This is a genomic window from Pseudomonas sp. NPDC089408, from assembly GCF_044749445.1.
GTDB lineage: Bacteria > Pseudomonadota > Gammaproteobacteria > Pseudomonadales > Pseudomonadaceae > Aquipseudomonas.
In genome coordinates, this window is the sequence record NZ_JBIVHY010000001.1 from 25,337 (window position 1) to 49,228 (window position 23,892).

Genomic DNA, 23,892 nt, shown 5'->3' on the forward strand with positions numbered 1-23,892 from the left:
CGACCAACGCCTTCGAATTGCCATCACCGACCATGAAACCAGCTACCTAGAGCAGTTGCCAGCCTCTATCAATACGGTCGATTGTTACCATTACCCGTATGAACTTCTCTCTGGCGTTACCCGGCGTAGCATTGGCTTCGTACCCACTTTCCAGCCCCCGAGAGGAGCACCCCATCATGAAACGCCACCTGCTGACCCTGACCCTGTCCATTCTGGCTGCCAACGCTTTTGCCTTGCCAGCCGCCGAACAACACCTGACCGCCGAATCGCGCTCCAGCGCCATCGAGATCGCCCAGCCGCTGAAAACCGTTGCTGAAGGTGGTTCGGATCGCCTGATCGAAAAATCGGGTCGCGTGGCCGAAGGCGGTTCCGATCGCCTGATCGAACAATCCGGCCGTGTAGCCGAAGGTGGTTCCGATCGCCTGATCGAACAATCCGGCCGTGTAGCCGAAGGTGGTTCCGATCGCCTGATCGAACAGTCTGGCCGTGTAGCCGAAGGTGGTTCCGATCGCCTGATCGAACAGTCTGGCCGTGTAGCCGAAGGTGGCTCCGATCGCCTGATCGAACAATCCGGCCGTGTAGCCGAAGGTGGCTCGGATCGCCTGGTTGAACTCAGCCGTGTGAGCTGATCACCATGGTCGAAAAGAACAACCTTTGTCACAACGCATGCTCCCCTCCAGGCCCGGTCATTGACCGGGCTTTGTTTTTTTAACTAGAGTGCCCAGCCTTACCGTCACAGAAGCCCGCACCATGCTGCCGCGCGCCGAACAGAAGCTACAGACCCGCCAGGCCCTGCTCGATGCCGCCTGCCAGCTGATGGAGAGTGGCCGTGGTTTCGGCAGTATCAGCCTGCGTGAAGTGGCGAAGACGGCCGGCATCGTGCCTACAGGCTTCTACCGGCACTTTTCCGACATGGATGCCCTGGGCCTGGCCCTGGTAGCCGAAATCGACACCACTTTCCGCCAGACCATTCGCCTGGTGCGCCACAACGAATTCGAACTGGGCGGTATTACCGACGCCTCGGTGCGCATTTTCCTCGACGTAGTTGCCGCTCACCGCGCACAGTTCCTGTTCCTGGCCCGCGAGCAGTACGGCGGCTCGCAGCCCGTACGCCAGGCCATTGCCCGCCTGCGCCAGGACATCAGCGACGACCTGGCCACTGACCTTGCGCGCATGAAACGCTGGCAGCACCTGGACAGCGCCGCGCTGGCGGTAATGGCCGACCTGGTAGTGAAGACTGTTTTTGCGACCCTGCCTGAACTTATCGACAGCCCGGAGGCGGGTTATCCACAGGCGCCGACGCCGCAGGAAAAGATCACCCAGCAGCTGCGTTTCATCTTTGTCGGGGCGCGGCATTGGCAGGGGTTAGGCAACCCGGGTTGATGGGTGGCCTGTTCTGGCCTCTTCGCGGGTAAACCCGCTCCTACAGGGGTTTCGTGGTCCGTTGTAGGAGCGGGTTTACCCGCGAAGAGGCCCGCACAGGCTACTGAAAACCCCACTTCTGCTACCATGGCGCCCTGCCCGACAGCGACGAGCGCCGAAATGTCCGACCCCCGCCCCACCCTGCCCGAACTGGCCCGCTTCAACCAGCACTTCGCCGAGCGCATCGTGCCAATGTGGCAAGGCCCGGGCTGGAACGCCGACATGGCCCTGCCCTACGAAGCCCTCGACGCCCAGCACCAGCCCTTGCCGGTGCAGCGCTACCGGGCCATGGCCTGCGCACGCCAACTGTACCTGTTCAGCAGCCGCATTGAACAACCGGGCGCGGCCGAACGGGCGGCGGCCCTGTTCCGCTCGCTGCAAAAGCACTTCCACGACGCCGAACACGGCGGCTGGTTCTACAGCATCGATGCCCAAGGCAAGCCGCTGGACCGACGCAAGGACCTGTACACCCACGCATTCATCGTCTTTGCCTGCGCGCACTACTGGGGCAAGGTGCGCGAAAGCCTGGTGGCGTCCACCTTGAATGCCGCGCTGGATATCATCGAGCAGCAGTTCGCCCGTGACGATGGCCTGTACGAGGCCAGCCTGGGCGAAGACTGGGCGGACCTGGGCAGCGGCCCGCTGCAGAACCCGCAGATGCACCTGGCCGAAGCCTTTCTGCAGGTGCTGACCGTGCGCGACGACGAGCACGTTCAGCAATCGCTGCTGCAACTGTGCGAAGCACTGCAAACGCACTTTATCGAACCGGCCCACGGCCTGATGCTGGAGAAGCCGCGAGGCGCTGTGGATAACTGGTTTGAGCCAGGGCACCAGTTCGAGTGGTTCTATCTGCTGCACACTTCGCCGCTGCTGCGTGATACACCACTGCATGCGTCGATTGACCAGGCATTCGGCTTTGCCGAGCAGCATGGGGTGAAGGAGGGTGCAGTGCTGGCGATGCTGGCTGTAGATGGCCAAGTGCTGGATGCCACGCAGCGGGTCTGGGCGCAGGCGGAGTACCTGCGGGCACTGGTGTTGCGTGCTGGCGGGGAGGCGAAATTGCCAGAGCAGTTGCAGGTGCTGGAAGCGCGCTTCTTGCGTGACGCGGGCTGGTATGAGTGCCGGGATGGGGAAGGCAATGTCAGCCGGCATGATATGCCTTCGACGACGCCCTACCATTTGGCGACTTGCCTGGAAGGGTTGCAGCGCCTGGGCTGACGCAATCGCTGGCACGCCCGCTTCCATCCAGGCGGTCAACGCGATCCCTTGTAGGAGCGGCCTTGTGTCGCGAAAGGGCTGCGAAGCAGCCCCGGCTATTTGTGCATTTGTGCAGAAACCCCTGGGGCTGCTCCGCAGCCCTTTCGCGACACAAGGCCGCTCCTACACGGTCGGCGCACAACTCTGGATCGAACCTTCGGATCAGCCCTTGACCGAGCGGTCGATCGAGAGCCCGGCGAAGTCCTGGCGCACCGGCATCAGCTCCAGGCTGTTGATATTGATGTGCGCCGGCTGGTTGAGGATCCAGAAGATGGTCTCGGCAATGTCCTGCGGCTGGATCGGCTCGGCCCCGGCATAGGTCGCGTCGTACTTGGCCTGGTCACCGCTGTTGCGTACCAGCGAGAATTCGCTCTCGCACAGGCCCGGCTCGATGTTGCTCACACGTACGCCGGTGCCGCGCAGGTCGCAGCGCAGGCTCAGCGAGAACTGGCCGACGAAGGCCTTGGTCCCGCCATACACGTTACTGCCCGGGTACGGGTAGTTGCCCGCCACTGAACCGACGTTGAGGATCGACGCGCCGCGGCCATAGGCGATCAGGCGTGGCAGCAACAGGTGGGTGGTGTACATCAGGCCCTTGATGTTGGTGTCGACCATGGTGTCCCAGTCGTCCAGGCTGCAGTTCTGCGCCCCGTCCACACCCAGCGCCAGGCCGGCGTTGTTGACCAGGCCGCGCAGCTTGTCGAAACCGGCAGGCAGGCTCGCGATGGCCTGCTCCATGGCTTTGCGATCACGCACATCGACAGCCAGGCCGTGCACTTCGGTCTTGGCCGACAGTTCGGCGCACAGGGCATCCAGGCGCTCCTTGCGCCGGCCGGTGAGCACCAGCTTCCAGCCGGCTTCGGCAAAACGGCGGGCAGTCGCCTCGCCGAAACCGGAAGTGGCGCCAGTAATGAATACGGTGGACGTCATGCTCTGTTCCTCGCGGTAGGTTGTCATGGCAGCGTTGCAGCATGCCCGCGCCGGGCGCTGGCAGCAAGCCGTGCAAGTCGCTGTTCATTTTTTGTTCATATGCACCAAACCCCTGTGGCAGAGGGCTTGGAGCCAGCTATCCGCATGTTATCCACAAGGCTTTCCCCATGGATTGGGGGCAACTTGTCCACTGTGCGGAACCCTTTCAGCGATACGTGGTCGGTGAATATCTTTACGGTGATGGCGCAAAGCTTTCAAACATGCCGCTTGTAGCGGTCTGTCCAAGGTTTTTACACAGAGTTATCCACAGACTCATTGCAGTATTTCAAGTACATGCAGGGCGTTGAAAAGCTTGGGAAAATCATCCACAACGTGGGCATGATCAAAAAATGATCAAGCCTCTGAAGGGCTTGATATTAAAGGGCTTGAGGGAGATGCCACCATGTTTTCCACAGGCGGCTCCACATTATCCGTGGAAAAGATCTGGCCTGTGGAAACAAGGGCTTGTGTGTGGATGGTGATGTGTATGGAGATGGGTGCGCGACAAGTTGTCCACATCGGGAATGGGGCTGCTTTGCAGCCCATCGCGACGCAAGGCCGCTCCTACAGGGGACCGCGATAAGGCATGGAATTGCGATCCCTGTAGGAGCGGCCTTGCGTCGCGATGGGCCGCAAAGCGGCCCCCGAATACAACTTAATGCCCGCCAAGATAGGCGTTACGCACTTCCTCGTTGACCAACAACTCCTGCCCGGTCCCGGTCATGCGGATCTGCCCGTTGACCATCACATAGGCCCGGTCCGACAGCTTCAGCGCATGGTTGGCATTCTGCTCCACCAAGAAGATGGTCATACCCGTCTTGGCCAGCTCACGCAGCGTCGAGAAGATCTGCTTGACCACGATCGGCGCCAGCCCCAGCGACGGCTCGTCCAGCAACAACAGCTTCGGCCGGCTCATCAGCGCCCGGGCAATCGCCAGCATCTGCTGCTCGCCACCGGACATGGTCATGGCCCGCTGGTTACGCCGCTCCTTCAGCCGCGGAAACAGTTCGTACATGCGCTGCATGTCTTCGTCGGCATGCTTGTCGCCGATGGGGATAGTGCCCATCATCAGGTTTTCCTCGACGGTCATGTCGGGGAACACCCGGCGCCCTTCCGGCGACTGGGCGATGCCGTTGGAAGCAATGTAGTGCGACGACTTGCGGGTGATGTCGGTGCCGCGGTACACGATCTGCCCGGAGGCTGCCCGCGGCTGGCCGAAGATCGACATCAGCAGGGTCGACTTGCCGGCACCGTTGGCGCCTATCAGGCTCACCGTCTCGCCTTCGTTGATGTGCATCGAGACCTTTTTCAGCGCCTGGATCGGGCCGTAGAACACGTCCAGGTCCTTCAGCTCGAGAATGGGTGCAGTCATACCAGTTCCTCTTCGTCGGCACCCAGGTAGGCGGCAATCACCGTCGGGTTGTGGCGGATGTCCTGCGGCGCACCTTCGGCAATCACGTTGCCGTGGTCCAGCACCACGATATGGTCGGAAATGCTCATGACCATGCCCATGTCGTGTTCGATCAGCACCACGGTGATGTCGTGTTCGTCACGCAGCACGCGGATCATGCGGCTAAGCGCCTCGGTTTCCTGCGGGTTCAGGCCCGCTGCCGGTTCGTCCAGGCAGATGATCTTCGGCCGCGTGCACATGGCCCGGGCGATTTCCAGGCGCCGCTGCTGGCCGTACGACAGCTCGCCGGCCAGGCGGTTGGCACAGTCAACCAGGTCGACCACTTCCAACCAGTAGAAGGCGTGGTCCAGCGCATCGCTTTCGGCCTTGCGGTAGGCCTTGGTATTCAGCACCCCGGCCAGCAGGTTGCGGTTGACCCACATGTGCTGAGCCACCAGCAGGTTTTCCACCACCGACATTTCCTTGAACAGGCGAATGTTCTGGAAGGTGCGCGCCAGGCCAGCGCGGTTGACCAGGTGGGTACCACCGAACATCTTGTAATACATGCGGTTGGCAAAGCGTGCCGGCGACACGAAGTCGGCCGCCTGGAACCGTTCGCCGAGCAGCTGGATGACATTGGTGTGGCTGCCGCGCACGTTCAGTTCAATGCGCCCGCCACTGGCCTTGTAGAAGCCGGTCAGGCAGTTGAACACCGTGGTCTTGCCAGCGCCGTTGGGGCCGATCAGAGCAAAGATCTGGTTGCGCTTGACCTTCAGGCTGACGTCGCTCAATGCCTTGATGCCGCCAAACTGCATCATCAGGTTATCGACCGAAAGAATGATTTCGTCGCTCATGGCGCCACTCCTTTACGCGGGGTCACACCGGTACGGCTGATGCGGATCAACCCACGCGGTCGCCAGATCATCATCAGCACCATCAGCACGCCGAACAGCAGCACGCGGTACTCGGAGAAGCTGCGCAGCAGCTCTGGCGCCACGGTCAGCACGAACGCCGCGATGACCACGCCCACGGTCGAGCCCATGCCACCCAGCACGACGATGGCGAGGATCAGCGCCGACTCGAAGAAGGTGAACGACGATGGGTTGACGAAGCCTTGGTAAGTGGCGAAGAACACCCCGGCCAGACCTGCGGTGGAGGCACCCAGGGTAAACGCCGAGAGCTTGACCAGTACGTGGTTCAGGCCCATCGAACGGCAGGCGATCTCGTCTTCGCGCAGCGCTTCCCAGGCACGCCCGACCGGCATGCGGGTCAGGCGGTGCTTGATGTACAGCACTGCCAGCACGACCAGGAACAGCACCGCGTAGATGAACACGAACTTGAGGTTGGCGTTGTATTCAAAACCGAAGAACTCATGGATCGGCACCCCGCCGTCCTTGGCCCGGCGGCCGAATTCCAGGCCGAAGAAGGTTGGCGAAGGCGCCGGCATGCCGTTGGGGCCACCGGTGAACGACAACCAGTTGTTCAGCACCAGGCGAATGATTTCGCCAAAGCCCAGGGTCACGATCGCCAGGTAGTCACCGTGCATTCGCAACACCGGGAAGCCGAGGATGCACCCCGCCAGCGCCGCGGCGATGGCCGCCAGCGGCAGCACGCTCCAGAAACCCAGGCCAAGGTACTGGTAACCCAGCGCCAGGCCGTACGCGCCAATGGCATAGAACGCCACGTAGCCCAGGTCGAGCAGGCCGGCCAGGCCGACCACGATGTTCAAGCCCAGGCCCAGCAGCACGTAGATCAGGCCGAGGATGACCACGGTCAGCAGGTACTTGTTGGCGAAGATCGGGAAGACGATGGCGACCACCACCAGCGCCGGGATGATGTAGCGCAGGCGCGACACGTAGTTCGGCGCACGCACGTGCACGCCCGAGCCGCCGCTATCGAAGCCTTCCAGCATGCGCCGCCCGGCGGCTGTCTGCAGGTACAGGCTGAGCAGGAAGCGCCCGAGCATTACCCCGCCGACCAGCCACGCCACACGCCGCGGCTCGGCATTGAAGGTGTAGCCGTCGAGCACCACGCCGACGACCGGGCCAAACACGATGAGTGCCAGCAGGCCGGCGACGATGGTCTCCAGCAAGCTGCGTTTAAGGTCGAAACCCTTGTGGGTTTCGCTTACAGCGGCAGTTTTGGCAATGGACATGTTCACACCTTAGCCACGAGCGGGCGACCCAGCAGGCCTTGTGGGCGGAAGATAAGGATCATCACCAGCAGCGAGAAGCTGAATACGTCCTTGTAGTCGGAGTTGATCAGGCCAGAGAACAGCGACTCGGAAATGCCCAGGATGATCCCGCCGAGCATGGCGCCAGGCAGCGAGCCGATACCGCCAAGCACCGCAGCGGTGAACGCCTTGATACCGATGATGAAGCCTGCGTAGAAGTCGAAGGTGCCGTAGTTCATGGTGATCAGCACGCCGGCCAGGGCAGCCATTACCGCCCCGATGACGAACACGTAGGAGATAACCCGGTCGGTGTTGATGCCCAGGATCGAGGCCATCTTGCGGTCTTGCTGGGTAGCACGGCACATACGGCCGAGCTTGGTGTACTTGATCACATAGGTCAGCAGGCCCATGCCGACGAAGGCTGCCACGAGGATGAAGATCTTGGTGTAGGTCAGTTGCACGAAGCCGGTGCCGACCTCGACGCGCATGGCGCCTTCAAGCAGGGTTGGCACGCCTTGCTGGCGGGCGCCCTGGCTGATTTGCGCGTAGTTCTGCAGGATCAGCGAAATGCCGATGGCACTGATCAGCGGTGCCAGGCGGGTGGAGTTACGCAGGGGCTTGTAGGCGATGCGCTCGATGGTGAAGCCGTACACGCCGGTGACGACGATGGTGAACAACAGAGTGCCCAGCATCAGCAGGGGGAACGACTCGACGCCAAAATAGGCCAGCAATGCCAGGCTGATCGCCGCAAGGTATGCAGAGATCATATACACCTCGCCGTGCGCGAAGTTGATCATGCCGATGATGCCATAGACCATTGTGTAGCCGATGGCGATCAGGCCATAGACCGACCCGAGGGTCAGGCCATTGACCAGTTGCTGCAGGAAAATACCATCCATAACGCAATCTCACCTGATTGAGATTGCACGAGCGCCGACCACGGAGCGGGCCACCGGAGCGGGGCCCTCGCAGCGCAGAACTGTGCAGATCTACGAATAAAGACAGGTACAGCGGGGCTTAGGCCCGGGTATCAGCCCGGGCCGCGGGCCGTTATTATTTTTGTTTTTCCAGCTGGTGGTATTTACCGTCCTTGTCCCACTGGTAGACCACGTAGTCGGACACCGTCAGGTCGCCTTTGCTGTCCCACTTCTTCTCGCCCATGACGGTCTGCACCGGGTTAGCCTTCAACCACTTGGCAGCGTCTTCGCCTTTGTTCGACTTGGCGCCGTTGAAGCCAGCGGCCAGGGCCTGTAGCGAGGCGTAGGCGTACAGGGTGTAACCTTCAGGCTCGGTACCGTTCTTGCGGAACTCCTCCACCACCGCTTTGCTGTCTGGCAGCAGGCGTGGGTCGGCGCCGAAGGTCATGTACACGCCGTCGACGTACTGCTTGCCGCCGGCAGTGGACACCAGTTCGTCGGTGACGATGCCGTCATCAGACATGAACTTGACGTCCTTCAGGCCCTGCTCGCGCAGCTGGCGCACCAGCGGGCCGGCTTCCGGGTGCAGGCCGCCAAAGTAGACCACATCGGCACCGGTGGAACGGATCTTGGTAACCACGGCGCTGAAGTCTTTCTCGCCACGGGTCAGGCCTTCGTACAGCACCGGCTTCACGCCACGTTTTTCCAGCTGCGCCTTGGTGGCGTCGGCCAGGCCCTGGCCGTAGGTGTCCTTGTCGTGGAGCACCGCGACCTTCTTACCCTTGAGCACGTCGACGATGTAGTCGCCGGCGACGATGCCCTGCTGGTCGTCACGGCCGCACATGCGGAACATGGCGCTCAGCCCACGCTCGGTAACCTGCGGGTTGGTGGAGCCCGGGGTGATGGCGATGACGCCCGCCTCGTCATATACCTCGGACGCCGGGATGGTGTTGGAGGAACAGAAGTGACCGACCACACCGATCACCTTGTCCTGGTCGACCAGGCGGTTGGCCACGGCCACGGCCTGCTTGGGTTCGCAGGCGTCATCGCCTTTGACCAGGACGATCTTCTCGCCATTCACGCCACCGGCGGCGTTGATCTTGTCGGCCGCTGCCTGCGCACCTTTCATGTACTGCTCGCCAAACGCTGCGTTGGCCCCGGTCATGGGGCCCGCTACACCGATCTTGACGTCGGCCTGAACATACGAAGAAACACCCAGTGCCGTAGCTACGGCCAGAGCCAGGAAACCTTTCTTGTAAAACGTCTGCGACATGAGGTGGTGCTCCTAGAGTTTTTTTTTGGTTGGCACTACAACTTCTCAGCCCTGTGCTCAGAGCAAGGGCCGTGCCATAGGTTTTGTCTTCCGGGAAAACACACTCGGACGGGCACCAGCAGGCGACCGGCGGCCTTTTCTTTATTGAGCGTGCAACCGTCTGCCACGCGGCAGGCGCCACCACACGTACAGACAAGGAGCAACCGTCAAGTGCCATCATTGCAACCCTGGCAAGTGTTTACGTGCAACCGCCCTGTAACAGCCGACGTCACCGAACTGCACACCGTTGGTGCGCGACTGCTACAGGCAGCACTGTTTCAAGGCTAGCTGGTGCGCGGAAAAACACGTGGATTTGGCAGTTCCGGCCTCTTCGCGGGTAAACCCGCTCTTACAAGGCCCCCACTGAGCTCAAGTGCGGTGCAGACCTGTAGGAGCGGGTTTACCCGCTAAGAGGCCAGCCCAGACACAACAAGGTCGAAAAGGCTGGCACAATGTCCGCCATTCGCCGCTTCCGGAGCCCCCTTGATGAGCGAGAGCGCATTCGCCGAGCGCATCGTGCACAACCTGCTCGACACCGACTTCTACAAACTCACCATGATGCAGGGCGTGCTGCACAACTACCCGGACGCCGACGTCGAATGGGAATTCCGCTGCCGCAACGGCGAGGACCTGCGCCCCTACCTCGGCGAGATCCGCAACCAGCTCGAACTGCTCAGCGACCTCACCCTCGATGATGGGCAGTTGGGTTTTCTTGAGCGCATCAGCTTCCTCAAGCCCGACTTCCTGCGCTTTCTGCGGTTGTTCCGCTTCAACCTGCGCTACGTGCGCATCGGCATCGAGAACGAACAACTGTTCCTGCGCCTGAAAGGCCCCTGGCTGCATGTGATCCTGTTCGAAGTGCCACTGCTGGCGATCATCAGCGAAGTGCGCAACCGCCAACTGCACCCGCATATGCGTTTGGCCGAGGCGCGCGACCAGCTGTACCGCAAGTTCGACTGGCTGCGCGCGCATGCCAGCGACGATGAGCTGGCCGAACTACAGGTGGCCGACTTCGGCACCCGCCGGCGTTTTTCCAGCCGCGTGCAGGAAGAGGTGGTGCGGGTGCTGCGCGACGACTTCCCGGGCCGCTTCGTCGGCACCAGCAACGTCGACTTGGCATGGAAACTGGATATCAAGCCGCTGGGCACCATGGCTCATGAATGGATCATGGCCCACCAACAGCTCGGCCCGCGGCTGATCGACAGCCAGATTGCCGCGCTGGACTGCTGGGTGCGCGAGTACCGCGGCCTGCTCGGCATCGCCCTGACCGACTGCATTACCATGGATGCCTTCCTCGGCGATTTCGACCTGTACTTCGCCAAGCTGTTCGACGGCCTGCGCCACGACTCGGGCGAGCCGGTGGCGTGGGCGGAGAAGGCCATCGCCCATTACCAGAAACTGGGTATCGACCCGATGACCAAGACGCTGGTGTTTTCCGATGGCCTGAACCTGACCCGCTCGCTGGAAATCTTCCGAGCCCTGCGCGGTCGCATCAATGTCAGCTTTGGTATCGGCACCAACCTCACCTGCGACATCCCAGGTGTGGCACCGATGAGCATCGTGCTTAAAATGACCGACTGCAACGGCGCACCGGTGGCCAAGATTTCCGACGAAGCCGCCAAGACCCAGTGCCGCGACGAGAATTTCGTTGCCTACATGCGTCATGTATTCAAAGTCCCCAGCAAGGAGTAACCCATGCAAGCGGTTCAGCAAGAGATTGCCCAGGCGCTGAAGGTTCAGCCGCCGTTCGCCGACGCTGCAGCGCTAGAGGCCGAAGTCGCCCGGCGCGTGGCGTTCATCAAGGGCTGCCTGGCCAACGCCCGGCTCAAGACCCTGGTGCTGGGCATCAGCGGCGGCGTCGACTCGCTGACCGCCGCCCTGCTCGCCCAGCGCGCCGTCAACGAATTGCGCGCCGAAACCGGCGACCAGGCCTACACGTTCATTGCCGTGCGCCTGCCTTATCACGTGCAGCATGATGAGCATGATGCCCAAGCCTGCCTGGACGTCATCAAGGCTGATGAAGTGCACACCATCGACATTGCCCCGGCAGTTAAAGCGCTGGCGGCTGAGACCCAGGCATTGAAGGGTGGCTCGCCCGGCTTGGTGGACTTCGTGGTGGGTAACGTGAAGGCGCGCATGCGCATGGTCGCCCAGTACACCATCGCCGGCGCCCGTGCAGGGCTGGTGATCGGCACCGACCACGCCGCAGAGGCAGTGATGGGCTTTTATACCAAATTCGGTGACGGCGCGTGCGACCTGGCACCGCTTAGCGGGCTGGTGAAGAACCAGGTACGGGCCATTGCGCGCAGCTTTGGCGCGCCGGAGTCGCTGGTAGAGAAGGTCCCGACCGCGGACCTGGAAGACCTGGAACCGGGCAAGCCGGACGAAGCGTCGCATGGCGTGACTTACCAGCAGATCGATGCGTTTCTGCACGGGTTGCCGGTCGATAAGGCAGCCTTCGACACCATCGTCGCCACCTACCGCAAGACCCAGCACAAGCGCGAACTGCCGTTCGCCCCTTGATCAGGCTATCAAGGCAGTAGAAAAACCTGTGGGAGCGGGTTTACCCGCGAATGCGATGGCGAATCCACCGACGCATTCGCGGGTGAACCCGCTCCCACAGAGTACGGCGTCAGGCTTCGATTACTTGACGACAACCTTGCCCTTCATCATCGAGATGTGGCCCGGGAAGGTGCAGAAGAAGCTGTAGTCGCCACCGGCTTCCAGCTTGGTAGCGTCAAACTTCACTTCGGTTTCTTTCTCTGGCGCGCCGATCATTTTGGTGTGGGCGATGATCGCGGCGTTGTCAGCCTTGATGTAATCCTTGTCCAGACCCTGGCTCATGCCTTCGGTGGCAATGCCCTGCATGTCGGCAGTCTTGCTGATCACCAGGTTGTGGCCCATGACGTTTTTCGGCAGGTTGCCGGAGTGGGTCAGTTTGACGGTGAATTCCTTGCAGCTCTTGTCGACAGTGATTTCCTTGGTATTGAAGGACATCTGGTCGGTCGAGTCGACGGTGACCGAGCACTCGGCGGCGAAGACAGAAGCGCTGGCGAGGGTCAGCAGGGATACCGCTACAGCTTTCGCAAACATCATGAATCTCCTTGGCAGGGTTTTATCAATTGCGAGACTGCCTGAAACAGTTCAGCCCCTTGCTGATATGGGTCAAGGGGGTGTCAAGTGGCCAGCCAGTTGAATTGTTCAATGGATTGTATACAACCAATCTAAGGGCACATCATGCCCTTTTATTAGACGATGGGACAACCTCTCATTTAGGAGCAATACCAAATGCCCATCTCCCGTTTTCTCAACAGCCTGCTCGCCGCCTACGCTCACGGCGCCACGGGCGCCATCTGCGAATTCTCCCGCCCGGAATGAACGCGGCCTTGGAAGCGACCGGCAGGCACCGTACCCTGTTCACCTGAGTGACAGGAGAGCAGCAATGCCCGTACGTTCCGTTTGTGTGTTCTGTGGTGCTAGCATCGGCAGCAACCCCGCCTACCGTGAAGCGGCCGTCGCGCTTGGCCAGGCGATTGCACACCGGGGTTTGACCCTGGTGTATGGCGGTGGCGCGGTCGGCTTGATGGGCGTGGTGGCCGACGCGGCCATGGCAGCCGGTGGCGAAGTGGTCGGGGTTATCCCGCAGAGCCTGCTGGACGCCGAAGTCGGCCACAAAGGCCTGACGCGCCTGGAAGTGGTAGATGGCATGCATGCACGCAAGGCCCGCATGGCCGAGCTGAGCGACGCGTTCATCGCCCTGCCGGGTGGGCTGGGTACGCTGGAAGAGCTGTTCGAAGTGTGGACCTGGGGGCAGCTGGGTTATCACGCCAAGCCGCTGGGGCTGCTCGATGTGAATGGCTTTTACGACAAGCTGGGCGGGTTCCTCGACCATATCGTCGAAGCGGGCTTCGTGCGGCCGCAGCACCGGGCGATGTTGCTGCTGGAGCAGCAGCCGGATCAGCTGCTGGACGGGATGGACCGCTTTATTGCGCCAGTGGCGCCGAAGTGGGTCGACAAAAAGCCTGATTGAGGCTGGGATTTTTGGGACCGCTTTGCGGTCCATCGCGACGCAAGGCCGCTCCTACACCGACCGCGATCACACGGAATAGTCGGGTTTGCACGGTCAGTGTAGGAGCGGCCTTGTGTCGCGATGGGCTGCACAGCAGCCCCAAAAATCGCCCAGTTAGCGCGGAATAACTGGCTGACGCGGCTTCTTGCCCTTGCCGCCACCGCCCTTGGCCGCTTCCTTGCGCTCCTTGGCTGCCTGCTGGTTACGCGCAAACGCATCCGCCTTGGCCTTTTCACGCTTGTCCCACGGTTTGCTGCCATCGCTCGCACGCGGTGGCAGGCCGGTGTGCTGGGTCAGGATCTTCTGCTCCTTGCCCACCTTGTGGCTACCCGCCGGTGTCGAGTTCTTGCGACGCGCGCTCTGGTAGGTATCGGTCTGCGGCTGGTGCAGCGGGATCAACTGGTGCTTGCCCGGCCCAATCAGGTCGGCACGCCCCATACGCTCCAGCGCCTCACGCAGCATCGGCCAGCCCTTCGGGTCGTGGTAACGCAAGAAAGCCTTGTGCAGGCGCCGCTGCTCTTCGCTCTTGACGATCTCCACCCCTTCGCTCTTGTAGGTCACCTTGCGCAGCGGGTTCTTGCCCGAATGATACATGGCCGTGGCCGAGGCCATCGGCGACGGGTAGAACGCCTGCACCTGGTCGGCACGGAAGCCGTTGCCCTTCAGCCACAGGGCCAGGTTCATCATGTCTTCGTCGGTGGTGCCCGGGTGCGCCGCGATGAAGTACGGGATCAGGTACTGCTCCTTGCCCGCCTCTTTCGAGAACTTCTCGAACATGCGCTTGAAGCGGTCGTAGGTACCGATACCCGGCTTCATCATCTTGTCCAGCGGGCCACGCTCGGTATGCTCCGGGGCAATTTTCAGGTAACCGCCAACGTGGTGGGTAACCAGCTCCTTGACGTACTCCGGCGATTCCACTGCCAGGTCGTAGCGCAGGCCCGAGGCGATCAGGATCTTCTTCACACCCGGCAAGGCACGGGCCTTGCGGTACAGCTCGATCAGCGAACTGTGGTCGGTGTTGAGGTTTTCACAGATGCCCGGGAACACGCACGACGGCTTGCGGCAGTGCTTCTCGATCTCGTGGCTCTTGCAAGCGATGCGGTACATGTTGGCGGTCGGCCCGCCAAGGTCGGAAACCACGCCGGTGAAGCCCGGCACCTTGTCACGCATCTCTTCGATTTCGTGCAGGATCGACTCGTGCGAGCGGTTCTGGATGATGCGGCCTTCGTGCTCAGTGATCGAACAGAAGGTACAGCCGCCAAAGCAGCCACGCATGATGTTCACCGAGAAACGGATCATCTCGTAGGCCGGGATGCGCTCCTTGCCATAGGCCGGGTGCGGAACACGCGCGTACGGCATGCCGAACACGTAGTCCATTTCCTCGGTAGTCATGGGAATGGGTGGCGGGTTGAACCACACGTCCACTTCGCCATGCTTCTGCACCAGCGCACGGGCGTTGCCCGGGTTGGTTTCCAGGTGCAGCACGCGGTTGGCGTGGGCGTAGAGCACCGGGTCGTTACGCACCTTTTCGAACGACGGCAGGCGGATGACCGACTTGTCGCGGGTCATGCGCGGGCTGTCGAGAATCTGCACCACCTTGGCTTCGTTCGGGTCTTCCTGGTCGCCCTTGGCCTGCTCGATGGCGCAGGCCTGGGTGTCCTGGGTGTTCACGTACGGGTTGATGATCTTGTCGACGCGACCAGGGCGGTCGATGCGGGTGGAGTCGATCTCGAACCAGTCCGCGGGGGTGTCACGGCGAATGAACGCGGTGCCACGCACATCGGTAATGTGTTCGATTTTCTCGCCCTGGGACATGCGCTGGGCCACTTCGACGATGGCCCGCTCGGCGTTGCCGTACAGCAGGATATCGGCGCTGGCGTCGATCAGGATCGAATGGCGGACCTTGTCCTGCCAGTAATCATAGTGGGCGATGCGGCGCAGCGAAGCCTCGATACCACCCAGCACGATCGGAACGTGCTTGTAGGCTTCCTTGCAGCGCTGGCTGTACACCAGGCTGGCACGGTCCGGGCGCTTGCCGGCCAGGCCACCCGGGGTATAGGCGTCGTCGGAGCGGATTTTCTTGTCCGCGGTATAGCGGTTGATCATCGAGTCCATGTTGCCCGCGGCCACACCGAAGAACAGGTTCGGCTCGCCGAGCTTCATGAAGTCGTCTTTGGACTGCCAGTTCGGCTGGGCGATGATGCCCACGCGGAAGCCCTGGGCTTCCAGCAGGCGGCCGATGATGGCCATGCCGAACGACGCGTGGTCGACGTAGGCGTCCCCGGTCACGATGATGATGTCGCAGGAATCCCAGCCGAGCAGATCCATCTCCTCCCTGCTCATTGGCAGGAAAGGTGCTGGCCCGAAGCATTCGGCCCAGTACTTGGGATAGTCGTAGAGTGGTTTGGCTGCTTGCATGTCAGTGACCGGTTCTGGTGTACAGGGAAATCGCGGGCGCGGAATATAGCACAAATTTTGACCAAATCCGACTGGATTCGTGGGGATTGGTGGGTGGGGCGATGGTTGGTGGGTGGGCTGCCAGGTGGTTGGCTTGGGGGTTGTGGTGGGGTTGGCAGGTGTTCGACACAGCATATGCAGCGCCTGTGAGATCGAGCACCGCCCGCGCGGCGCTTCGCGGCTAAAGCCGCTCCTACGTCTTCTCATCCATCAACCCGGTAATGGTCAGTTCGCGCACATACCCCATCAACTCCGAAGACTGCTCGCGGGCGTCCCGGCACGGGATACCGGGTTCGATGCGGAATAGCGGGTGGGTACCGTTTCCGCCTTGGTAGAACGTGGTCTTGCCGACGGTGAATTGGGCGTCTTCTGTTGTCATTGTTCAATCCCCCTCAGATTTCTCTATTGCCTGACCGGGCCTCTTCGCGGGTGAACCCGCTCCTACAATAACCACCGCAGGCCCTGGCATGTGATGCCCGTTGTAGGAGCGGGTTCACCCGCGAAAGAGCCAGCCCAGGCGACATATCACTGACGCCTTACAGCAGGCATCCGCCCTGCATCGGGCTGTCTTCAATAAAAGGGGGATCGTTGGGCGGATCGGGGACAATCTTGATCATGGCGTAATCTCGTCTGATTCCGAAAAGACCGCCACGACATCACTTGCATTTGATGGGTGGCGGCTACGTACGGGTCTGCAAGACCGGACAGACGATAAAACCGGCAGATCCGAGGATCTCCCGTACGCAGCCACCATTGACCGAAATTGCCGACTGGCAGCATTCCGGATAGCGGTAGTAATCGTCTGCGGGCTTGAAGGCCCGGTCGCTGCTTGGGCAACGACAGAGCCAGACTAGGCCGCCCGGAAAACCGCCGCAATGGCGCAAAGGCGGTTGGAAGCTATTTCAGAAACGGCCTACGCGCAACGGGAAAAAGCTGATTATTTCTTGGTAATCACCTCAACAAGCGTAGCGTGCCCTGTGACGGTTTCGCCTTAATACCAACCATTGGCCGACGGGTATATGACGACAGTTTAGTTGCCCCTATGAGATTCAGGCAGGCCTCAAAAGCAAGGAAGATTGCCCACAGGAAAACCTGAGCTTGCTTGGGCTCACGATGACAGCGCTGCCCCTGCTGAGCGATCGCAATCCCGTGAGATTTTTACTGGATGTTTAGCCTATCCAACCCTCAGAAAAGGCTAACCGGCTAATTATTAGTGCTTTTCTCTTTATTTCTTAAGAATTGTAGGAATCGACCTCCAAAACTTAGTAAAAAATCCTACTTCAAATTTCCCCAAGAAATCACAAGCAGATCTTGAACGAAGAAAAAAACAAGTGATACAACAGTGACGCGCTGAAAGGCGCACTCAAATCAACTTTATAGGAGCACTAGCCATGGGACGTCGTCGTTCTGAAATCAACACTCTGCAGATCCCTCGCGTGATGAACTATGCATTCACCGAGTCCGAAGTTGAGTTCCTCAACCTGCTGTAAGCGATAAACCAGAAGGGGCTTAGCCCCTTCTGGCCCTACCAAGGAGCAGAAAATGATTACCGAACGCGAGTTGAATATAGAAGAGGCTTACAATCGCCTGACAAAGCTGCATCATCACCTAGGGCTTCATTCGAAAACAAAGCTATCAAAAAATAACAGCTTGGTCGCCACTTGCCACTTATACGACAAGGCCTACAAAGAAGTTTCTTGCGGAGCAGGAAAAGGGGAGCATTGCGAGCTAGGAGCCCTGGCCGAGAGCCTAGAGCACTACTTCGTCGACAAGAGCACTCCACCGCTCATCGAAAGCGACGAGATCTTGCAGTCGATAGCCCCATTTGACGATTGGCTCCTTAAATCCATACCCCCTGACTGCCGAATACCTTGTTTCAGTCTTCAGGCATTGAACAGCTACCACGAAGTAGCTATCCCCGCGATATTGATAGCCCCCTCCTCCAGAAACATTGATGAGATCGAAAAAACCGCAGCAGGCTTTCTTTCCAAATATGCGACCAACTCTGGTACAGCACTTGGTTTTACGGAGAACGAGGCTCTTCTCCATGCCATCAATGAAACTATTGAACGCCACGCCCTCTCTATGTACTACCTATCACTTTGCGGCCTGACTTCCCCACCCAAACTCTACCAGCCCACGAACTCCTTCCTGGAAGAAACATTCGCCCATGATACCGAGCTTCTCCGCCGGACAAAGAAACTAGAAATATACCTGACTCACGACTTCTACGAAGTTCCATTTTGCATAGCTGTTTCTCGTAGTAAAAAAGAAGGCTCACTCAGCAGCATAGGTTCCGGTAGCTCCATCAACCCTTCCATTGCAATGTACCGTGCCGTAACGGAGCAGATTCAGTGCGAGCAGCTTTCTGGCGCCACAGAAAAACAAGAAGATCTCGCTGCTGAAAAAATGCTAGCTCACTCAACCCGCCTTTCGGCACTGCTGCACCCATGTCCCACATATGCTGTACCCGCTTTCCACCCTCCGCGTACCGATCTCAGCGTGCGCGGGCAAGTCAAGCGGACACTGATCAACCTGGAGAAACAAAATAAGGTCGCATTCTATCGCACACTTTATGAACACCCGAATCTCGCCACGGTGGTTCAGGTGTTCATACCCGGACTGGAACGCTTCCACCTGATCAGATCAGGCATTCCAGTCGCGCCACAGAGTGCACTCAAAGGCATAAGGCAATGACATGCATAACTATCGAGGAATCCTCGCCGCCCTAAGCGCGACACTAATCCTGAAAATCGCGACCGTCGTACCCGCTCTAGTCTTGGCCGACATCATTGACAACTTGTCCACCTCGACCGCGTCTTCCCAGCTTCTGCTCGGAGCCTTCATATGCCTTGTCGCATTACAAGCCTCAATGACCCCTTTGCAAGCCTGGTGCCTGGCGCGGCTCTGCCAGGAACGCGTGAAGCAACTTTCCATCCGCTGGTGCCGCGCATTGCTGGACAAGCGCTTCGAGGCCTATGGACAACTCCATGGCGGAACACTGGTAAAAGTGCTGGATAGGGGCATTACCGCACAAGAGCGGTGGCTAGGCTTTCTGATTGGCTCGGCATGGCCGGTGCTGGCCGAAGCTGCAGTGCTGATAACGCTCTTTGCATATCTGGGGGCTACTTCGGTATTGATCGGCCTCATCCCTTTGAGCCTGGCCTACCTGTGGGCCAATGATCGCCTGGTGCGCTGGCGCCGGCCACACATCGAGACAGTGAACGCGCGCGAGGATGAACTGGCGGAACAATGGGTGGATACCTTCGCCAGCGCGGCAACGGTCAAACTGGAAAAGGCCGAGGATGCGGCGATGCTCCCGGTCAACCAGACACTTTCGCACTATGCCGACTCAGCAGTGCGGGTAGCTCACAGTGGGGGTTGGATTCAGGGCCTGCGCACTCTGTTCATAGGCCTGGGCAGTGGCGGCCTGCTCATGTGGGGTATCCATGATCAGGCTCTGGTAACACCGCAGTTGAGCCTGGGCGAACTCGTTGCTCTCTTCACCTTGGTGAGCGGATTGCTGGCAGGGGTTGCGCAACTGGCTGAGGCCTGGCGATTGCTAGACCAGTTTCGGCTAGACAAACGCAAACTCGAGCACTGGCTTCAGCTCCCCTCGTTCGGCCCGTCATGCACTACTGAGACGAAGTCCCACGACAACGACGCAGGACTGAGCATCGCCCCGTGCCAGTTGAGCGCTCGAGGTACTGTACAACTGCAAATCGAGGAACCTTTGGTACTGCTCAAAGGAGAACGGGTCGCGCTGATCGGACCAAGCGGATGTGGTAAATCGACACTTCTGCATGCACTGGCAGGAACGGTGTTCCAATTGCGCAAGCATGTTCGCCTGCACGGAAGGAGCCTGGCAGGGCTCGAAGCTTATGAGCAGTTCAGTCGTTTACGGCTCTGCCCTCAAGATGCGCACTTCATACCGGGTCCACTACCACGCGCGGTGCTGTTTGAGCATGCGCATGAAAGGGCTCAAGTTGAAGGATGGCTTGAGCGATTGAGCCTGAGCAAAGACTGGTACGAACTTGATCTGGATGCACGCGCAGAATCGATTTCCGGCGGCGAAGCACGCAGACTGACGCTGCTACGCCTTCTTAATCAGCCTGGGGAATTCAATTTCTTTGACGAACCCACAGCCGGGCTCGATGCCGCATCGGCTGAGCGTATCTGGGACCTGTTGTTCGAAGCATTTAAAGGGCGAGGGCTTATTTGCGTGACGCATGATAAGAGCGCACTGTCGCGGTTTGACCGGGTGATCACCCTGAGCGAGGGGCAGATCATCAGCCAAGAGCAAACGAACATCGCTCAGAACCCCGAGCTAGCAGGCGCACCGCACACCTTGTAGGAGCGGCCTTGCGTCGCGATGGGCTGCGCAGCAGCCCCAGCACTTTCTGCATCTGCGCTGAAATCCTGGGGCTGCTCTGCAGCCCATCGCGACGCAAGGCCGCTCCTACAGGGGGCCCTGCTAGCTCAGTGAGTTATTCATCATCATCGAAGTTGTACATGCCCGGCGCCAAGTTCTCGAAGCGGGTGTACTTGCCGATAAACGCCAGGCGCACGAAACCGATGGGGCCGTTACGCTGTTTACCGATGATGATTTCCGCCACGCCCTTGTGCTCGGTCTCGGGGTGGTACACCTCGTCGCGGTACACGAACATGATCACGTCGGCGTCCTGCTCGATTGCACCGGATTCACGCAAGTCGGAGTTGACCGGGCGTTTGTTCGGCCGCTGTTCCAGGGAGCGGTTCAGCTGGGACAGGGCGATGACCGGGCAGTTGAATTCCTTGGCCAGGGCCTTGAGCGAGCGGGAGATCTCGGAAATTTCGTTGGTCCGGTTGTCACCGGCCGAGCCCGGGATCTGCATCAGCTGCAGGTAGTCGACCATGATCATGCCGATTTCACCGTGCTCACGCGCCAGGCGACGGGTACGCGCACGCATTTCCGACGGGCTGATGCCGGCGGTATCGTCGATGAACAGCTTGCGGTCGTTGAGCAGGTTTACCGCCGAGGTCAGGCGCGGCCAGTCATCGTCATCCAGCTGGCCGGAACGCACCTTGGTCTGGTCGATACGGCCCAGCGACGAAAGCATACGCATGATCAGCGATTCACCTGGCATCTCGAGGGAGAACACCAGCACCGCCTTTTCGCTGCGCAGTACGGCGTTTTCCACCAGGTTCATGGCGAAGGTGGTCTTACCCATCGACGGACGGCCGGCGACGATGATCAAGTCGGCCGCCTGCAGGCCGCTGGTCTTCTCGTCCAGGTCGGTGTAACCGGTTGAAATACCGGTAATGTCGCTGTCGGAGTTGAACAGCGTGTCGATGCGGTCGATGGCCATGGTCAACAGGTCGTTGACCCCTACCGGGCCACCGGTTTTTGGCCGGGCCTCGGCGATCTGGAAGATCTGCCGCTCGGCATCATCGAGAATTTCTGCAGCGTTGCGCCCTTGTGGGTTAAAGGCGTTGTCGGCGATGTCGGTACTGATGCTGATCAGCTGGCGCAACGTGGCCCGCTCGCGAATGATCGCGGCGTAGGCCTTGATGTTGGCCACCGACGGGGTGTTCTTGGCTAGCTCGGCCAGGTACGCCAGGCCGCCGATTTGCGACGACAGGCCTTCCTTGTCCAGTTGCTCGTGCAGGGTCACCACGTCGAATGGCTGGTTGGCGTCGGCCAACTTGTGCACGGCACGGAAGATCAGGCGGTGGTCATGCCGGTAAAAATCGCCATCCGACACCTGATCCAGCACCCGCTCCCAGGCGTTGTTGTCCAGCATCAGGCCACCGAGTACGGCCTGTTCGGCCTCGATGGAATGCGGCGGCACCTTCAGGGCTGCGGTTTGCAGGTCAAGCTGTTCGGAATGGGTAATCTCGTTCATGGCCACGAAAGAATTCTGGAGGACGAAAAAAACAAAGGGCACGGCCTGTAGAAAACAGGACCGTGCCCGATGTTAACCGCCTGGCCCGCAAGGAGCCAGCCAGTCAGCGCAGCTTAGGCAGCTACGACGACCACACGTACGGTGGCTTCAACGTCGCTGTGCAGGTGCACGGCTACGTCGTATTCGCCAACCTGACGGATGGTGCCATTCGGCAGACGAACTTCAGCCTTGGCCACTTCAACGCCGGAGGCGGTCAGGGCGTCAGCGATGTCGTGAGTGCCGATCGAACCGAACAGCTTGCCTTCGTCGCCAGCGGTGGCAGTGATGGTCACTTCCAGCTCGGCCAGTTGGACAGCGCGGCTTTCAGCCGACGATTTACGGTCTGCAGCTGCTTTTTCCAGCTCGGCGCGACGCTCTTCGAACGCAGCCAGGTTGGCGGCGTTGGCAACGGTGGCCTTGCCGAATGGCAGCAGGAAGTTACGGCCGTAACCAGCCTTAACTTTTACTTTGTCGCCCAGGTTGCCCAGGTTAGCGACTTTTTCCAGCAGGATCAGTTCCATTTGGTAAAACCTCTTAACTTTTAACCTTCACCGTTCGCGGAGTCATTCCCCTTGGGGGACTTGCGACCGCGAAAATCAATCAGGCTGTCGACAATGGCCAAAACCACCAGCAACGGATAAATCAGCTGCATGATCAGCGGCAACGTCACGTACATGCCCACCAGCCAGAAACCGGCCAGTCGGCCCTGTGCCACCAGCCCGTGCATCAAGGCGATGCCGGCCAGCACCAGTACCAGGCTGGAAGCCGATGCCAGGATGATGAACTGCGGGCCGATAAACGGCGCCACCACCATCACTGCCACCAAGACCGCCGTGGTCTGTTTCGGCAACTTCAGTTCGCGAAACTCGCGACCGAAGCCTCCAGGGTTGTACAACGCTGCCTGCCAGTAGCGCCCCAGCATCAAAGCCAGAACGCTGAACAATTGCACCGTCACTGCTGTGGAAGCGACCAGCACAGGGCGGATCAGCTCACCGGAGAGCACCGGTTGCCCGTCGACCTTCGGCATGGCTTCGGCAAACGCCTTGGCCAGCACATCGAAGGTTTGCGCCAGCGCCAGATCAAGCACGAGGCTGAAAGCCACGGCGAACACGGCACTGGCGAGCAACACCCGGCTCCAGGGATGCTCGGCACGCAACATGGCGGCCAGGGCCAGGGCACCCGCAATCACCATAAAGGTGATGGGATCGCCCATGACCCACACGGCCAACCCGGCCAGCAAGCCGCCGGCGATGACCGATGTAGCATCCTTGAACCCGCGCCGCAGCAGCACAAGGCTGCCGGCAGCGGCACTCAACCAGAACAGCAGCGGCAGTACCGCGCTGATGACCACCACGAGGGTGGCCTGCACACGACCGCGCATGATGAAACTTGCTAACGCTCGCATGCTAATCCCTTACTGCTTGTCGACGACCCGGTCTCAGCGGCCGTGGCTGTCGGTGTAGGGCAGCAGGGCCAGGAAGCGGGCGCGCTTGATAGCGGTAGCCAGCTGACGCTGATAACGAGCTTTGGTACCGGTGATACGGCTTGGAACGATCTTGCCGGTTTCGGATACGTAAGCTTTCAGGGTGTTGAGATCTTTGAAGTCGATCTCTTTCACGTCTTCAGCAGTGAAGCGGCAGAATTTACGACGACGGAAGAAACGTGCCATTTAATAGGCTCCTCTAAAGGTCCGTGGATTACTCGTCAGCGTTATCGCTGGAGTCGCTGTCATTGCTGTCATCGCCTTCGGCGGAGTCAGCATGCTCAGGACGCTCGCGACGCTCACGGCGCTCGCTGCGGTTCTCTTCAGCCTTCAGCATCTCGGACTGACCGGTAACGGCTTCGTCGCGACGGATGACAAGGTTACGGATAACGGCATCGTTGTAGCGGAAGTTGTCTTCCAGCTCGGCCAGGGCCTTGCCGGTGCACTCAACGTTATTATTCAGGTAGTGATCATTGTGTAAATTGTTTATTTATTTGGGATGTTGTATACGGTAACATT

The 23,892-nt window shown here is 60.0% G+C and carries 21 protein-coding genes and 2 pseudogenes; 9 read left to right on the top strand and 14 right to left on the bottom strand.

The window, feature by feature from the left end:
* Positions 1–176 precede the first annotated feature (176 nt).
* The 3 genes from ACIP02_RS00130 (at position 177) to ACIP02_RS00140 (ending at position 2,640) form a co-directional block, all read left to right on the top strand.
* Positions 177–629, top strand: coding sequence for a phage infection protein (locus ACIP02_RS00130; RefSeq protein ID WP_400612061.1), 453 nt, complete (start codon positions 177–179; stop codon positions 627–629).
* Positions 630–750: 121 nt separating this feature from the next.
* A complete protein-coding gene (locus tag ACIP02_RS00135) occupies positions 751–1,383 on the top strand; it encodes a TetR family transcriptional regulator (RefSeq protein ID WP_400612063.1) in 633 nt (210 codons plus the stop codon).
* Positions 1,384–1,542: 159 nt separating this feature from the next.
* Positions 1,543–2,640 (top strand): AGE family epimerase/isomerase, encoded by a 1,098-nt coding sequence (locus tag ACIP02_RS00140; RefSeq protein ID WP_400612065.1) that lies wholly within the window; start codon positions 1,543–1,545, stop codon positions 2,638–2,640.
* Between the two features lie 201 nt (positions 2,641–2,841).
* Here ACIP02_RS00140 and ACIP02_RS00145 read toward each other — a convergent pair whose 3' ends face one another.
* From ACIP02_RS00145 to ACIP02_RS00170, 6 genes are all read right to left on the bottom strand, one after another.
* Positions 2,842–3,609, bottom strand: coding sequence for an SDR family oxidoreductase (locus ACIP02_RS00145; RefSeq protein ID WP_400612067.1), 768 nt, complete (start codon positions 3,607–3,609; stop codon positions 2,842–2,844).
* A 694-nt stretch (positions 3,610–4,303) separates the two neighbouring features.
* Entirely contained in the window at positions 4,304–5,020 is a 717-nt protein-coding gene (locus tag ACIP02_RS00150) for an ABC transporter ATP-binding protein (RefSeq protein WP_400612069.1), read from the bottom strand.
* Positions 5,017–5,892, bottom strand: a complete 876-nt coding sequence (locus ACIP02_RS00155) for an ATP-binding cassette domain-containing protein (protein ID WP_400612071.1) — start codon at positions 5,890–5,892, stop codon at positions 5,017–5,019. The genes ACIP02_RS00150 and ACIP02_RS00155 overlap by 4 nt, the downstream gene beginning before the upstream one ends.
* Complete coding sequence (livM, locus tag ACIP02_RS00160) at positions 5,889–7,193, bottom strand: high-affinity branched-chain amino acid ABC transporter permease LivM (RefSeq protein WP_400612073.1); 1,305 nt, start codon at positions 7,191–7,193, stop codon at positions 5,889–5,891. The genes ACIP02_RS00155 and livM overlap by 4 nt, the downstream gene beginning before the upstream one ends.
* Before the next feature lie 2 nt (positions 7,194–7,195).
* Positions 7,196–8,110 (bottom strand): ABC transporter permease subunit, encoded by a 915-nt coding sequence (locus ACIP02_RS00165; RefSeq protein WP_014592581.1) that lies wholly within the window; start codon positions 8,108–8,110, stop codon positions 7,196–7,198.
* A gap of 154 nt (positions 8,111–8,264) precedes the next feature.
* Complete coding sequence (locus ACIP02_RS00170; protein ID WP_400612076.1) at positions 8,265–9,401, bottom strand: branched-chain amino acid ABC transporter substrate-binding protein; 1,137 nt, start codon at positions 9,399–9,401, stop codon at positions 8,265–8,267.
* 525 nt (positions 9,402–9,926) lie between these two features.
* On the opposite strand from ACIP02_RS00170, the gene pncB reads away from it, so the two are divergent.
* Both pncB and nadE read left to right on the top strand, forming a co-directional pair.
* Positions 9,927–11,132 (top strand): nicotinate phosphoribosyltransferase, encoded by a 1,206-nt coding sequence (pncB, locus tag ACIP02_RS00175; protein ID WP_400612078.1) that lies wholly within the window; start codon positions 9,927–9,929, stop codon positions 11,130–11,132.
* A gap of 3 nt (positions 11,133–11,135) precedes the next feature.
* Positions 11,136–11,963, top strand: a complete 828-nt coding sequence (gene nadE / locus ACIP02_RS00180) for an ammonia-dependent NAD(+) synthetase (RefSeq protein WP_400612080.1) — start codon at positions 11,136–11,138, stop codon at positions 11,961–11,963.
* A gap of 120 nt (positions 11,964–12,083) precedes the next feature.
* Here nadE and azu read toward each other — a convergent pair whose 3' ends face one another.
* A complete protein-coding gene (gene azu / locus ACIP02_RS00185; RefSeq protein ID WP_025752457.1) occupies positions 12,084–12,533 on the bottom strand; it encodes an azurin in 450 nt (149 codons plus the stop codon).
* A gap of 349 nt (positions 12,534–12,882) precedes the next feature.
* On the opposite strand from azu, the gene ACIP02_RS00190 reads away from it, so the two are divergent.
* Positions 12,883–13,470: a TIGR00730 family Rossman fold protein gene (locus ACIP02_RS00190; RefSeq protein WP_400612082.1), complete on the top strand. Its 588-nt coding sequence runs from the start codon at positions 12,883–12,885 to the stop codon at positions 13,468–13,470.
* Between the two features lie 153 nt (positions 13,471–13,623).
* Here the strand turns inward: ACIP02_RS00190 and ACIP02_RS00195 are convergent, their stop codons facing one another.
* Entirely contained in the window at positions 13,624–15,927 is a 2,304-nt protein-coding gene (locus tag ACIP02_RS00195; protein WP_400612084.1) for a YgiQ family radical SAM protein, read from the bottom strand.
* A gap of 238 nt (positions 15,928–16,165) precedes the next feature.
* Positions 16,166–16,345, bottom strand: a pseudogene (locus tag ACIP02_RS00200) (DUF3077 domain-containing protein); the annotation flags it as partial.
* 1,012 nt (positions 16,346–17,357) lie between these two features.
* On the opposite strand from ACIP02_RS00200, the gene ACIP02_RS00205 reads away from it, so the two are divergent.
* Genes ACIP02_RS00205 through ACIP02_RS00215 form a run of 3 tightly spaced genes read left to right on the top strand, consistent with a single transcriptional unit; the run spans position 17,358 to position 20,320 of the window.
* The gene (locus ACIP02_RS00205) at positions 17,358–17,456 is read left to right on the top strand and encodes an alginate O-acetyltransferase (RefSeq protein ID WP_400612086.1); all 99 of its coding nucleotides are present in this window, start codon (positions 17,358–17,360) and stop codon (positions 17,454–17,456) included.
* A 52-nt stretch (positions 17,457–17,508) separates the two neighbouring features.
* Positions 17,509–18,663, top strand: coding sequence for a YcaO-like family protein (locus tag ACIP02_RS00210; protein WP_400612088.1), 1,155 nt, complete (start codon positions 17,509–17,511; stop codon positions 18,661–18,663).
* Between the two features lies 1 nt (position 18,664).
* The gene (locus tag ACIP02_RS00215; RefSeq protein WP_400612090.1) at positions 18,665–20,320 is read left to right on the top strand and encodes an ATP-binding cassette domain-containing protein; all 1,656 of its coding nucleotides are present in this window, start codon (positions 18,665–18,667) and stop codon (positions 20,318–20,320) included.
* 133 nt (positions 20,321–20,453) lie between these two features.
* On the opposite strand, the gene dnaB is transcribed toward ACIP02_RS00215, so the two are convergent.
* The 5 genes and pseudogenes from dnaB to ACIP02_RS00240 all read right to left on the bottom strand — a co-directional run.
* The gene (gene dnaB, locus ACIP02_RS00220) at positions 20,454–21,851 is read right to left on the bottom strand and encodes a replicative DNA helicase (RefSeq protein WP_400612092.1); all 1,398 of its coding nucleotides are present in this window, start codon (positions 21,849–21,851) and stop codon (positions 20,454–20,456) included.
* A 113-nt stretch (positions 21,852–21,964) separates the two neighbouring features.
* On the bottom strand, positions 21,965–22,411 hold the full coding sequence (rplI, locus tag ACIP02_RS00225; protein ID WP_400612094.1) for a 50S ribosomal protein L9: 447 nt from the start codon (positions 22,409–22,411) through the stop codon (positions 21,965–21,967).
* A gap of 20 nt (positions 22,412–22,431) precedes the next feature.
* Entirely contained in the window at positions 22,432–23,295 is an 864-nt protein-coding gene (locus ACIP02_RS00230; RefSeq protein WP_400612096.1) for a hypothetical protein, read from the bottom strand.
* 33 nt (positions 23,296–23,328) lie between these two features.
* Complete coding sequence (rpsR, locus tag ACIP02_RS00235) at positions 23,329–23,559, bottom strand: 30S ribosomal protein S18 (protein WP_003249563.1); 231 nt, start codon at positions 23,557–23,559, stop codon at positions 23,329–23,331.
* A 28-nt stretch (positions 23,560–23,587) separates the two neighbouring features.
* Positions 23,588–23,827, bottom strand: a pseudogene (locus ACIP02_RS00240) (30S ribosomal protein S6); the annotation flags it as partial.
* Positions 23,828–23,892: the final 65 nt, after the last annotated feature.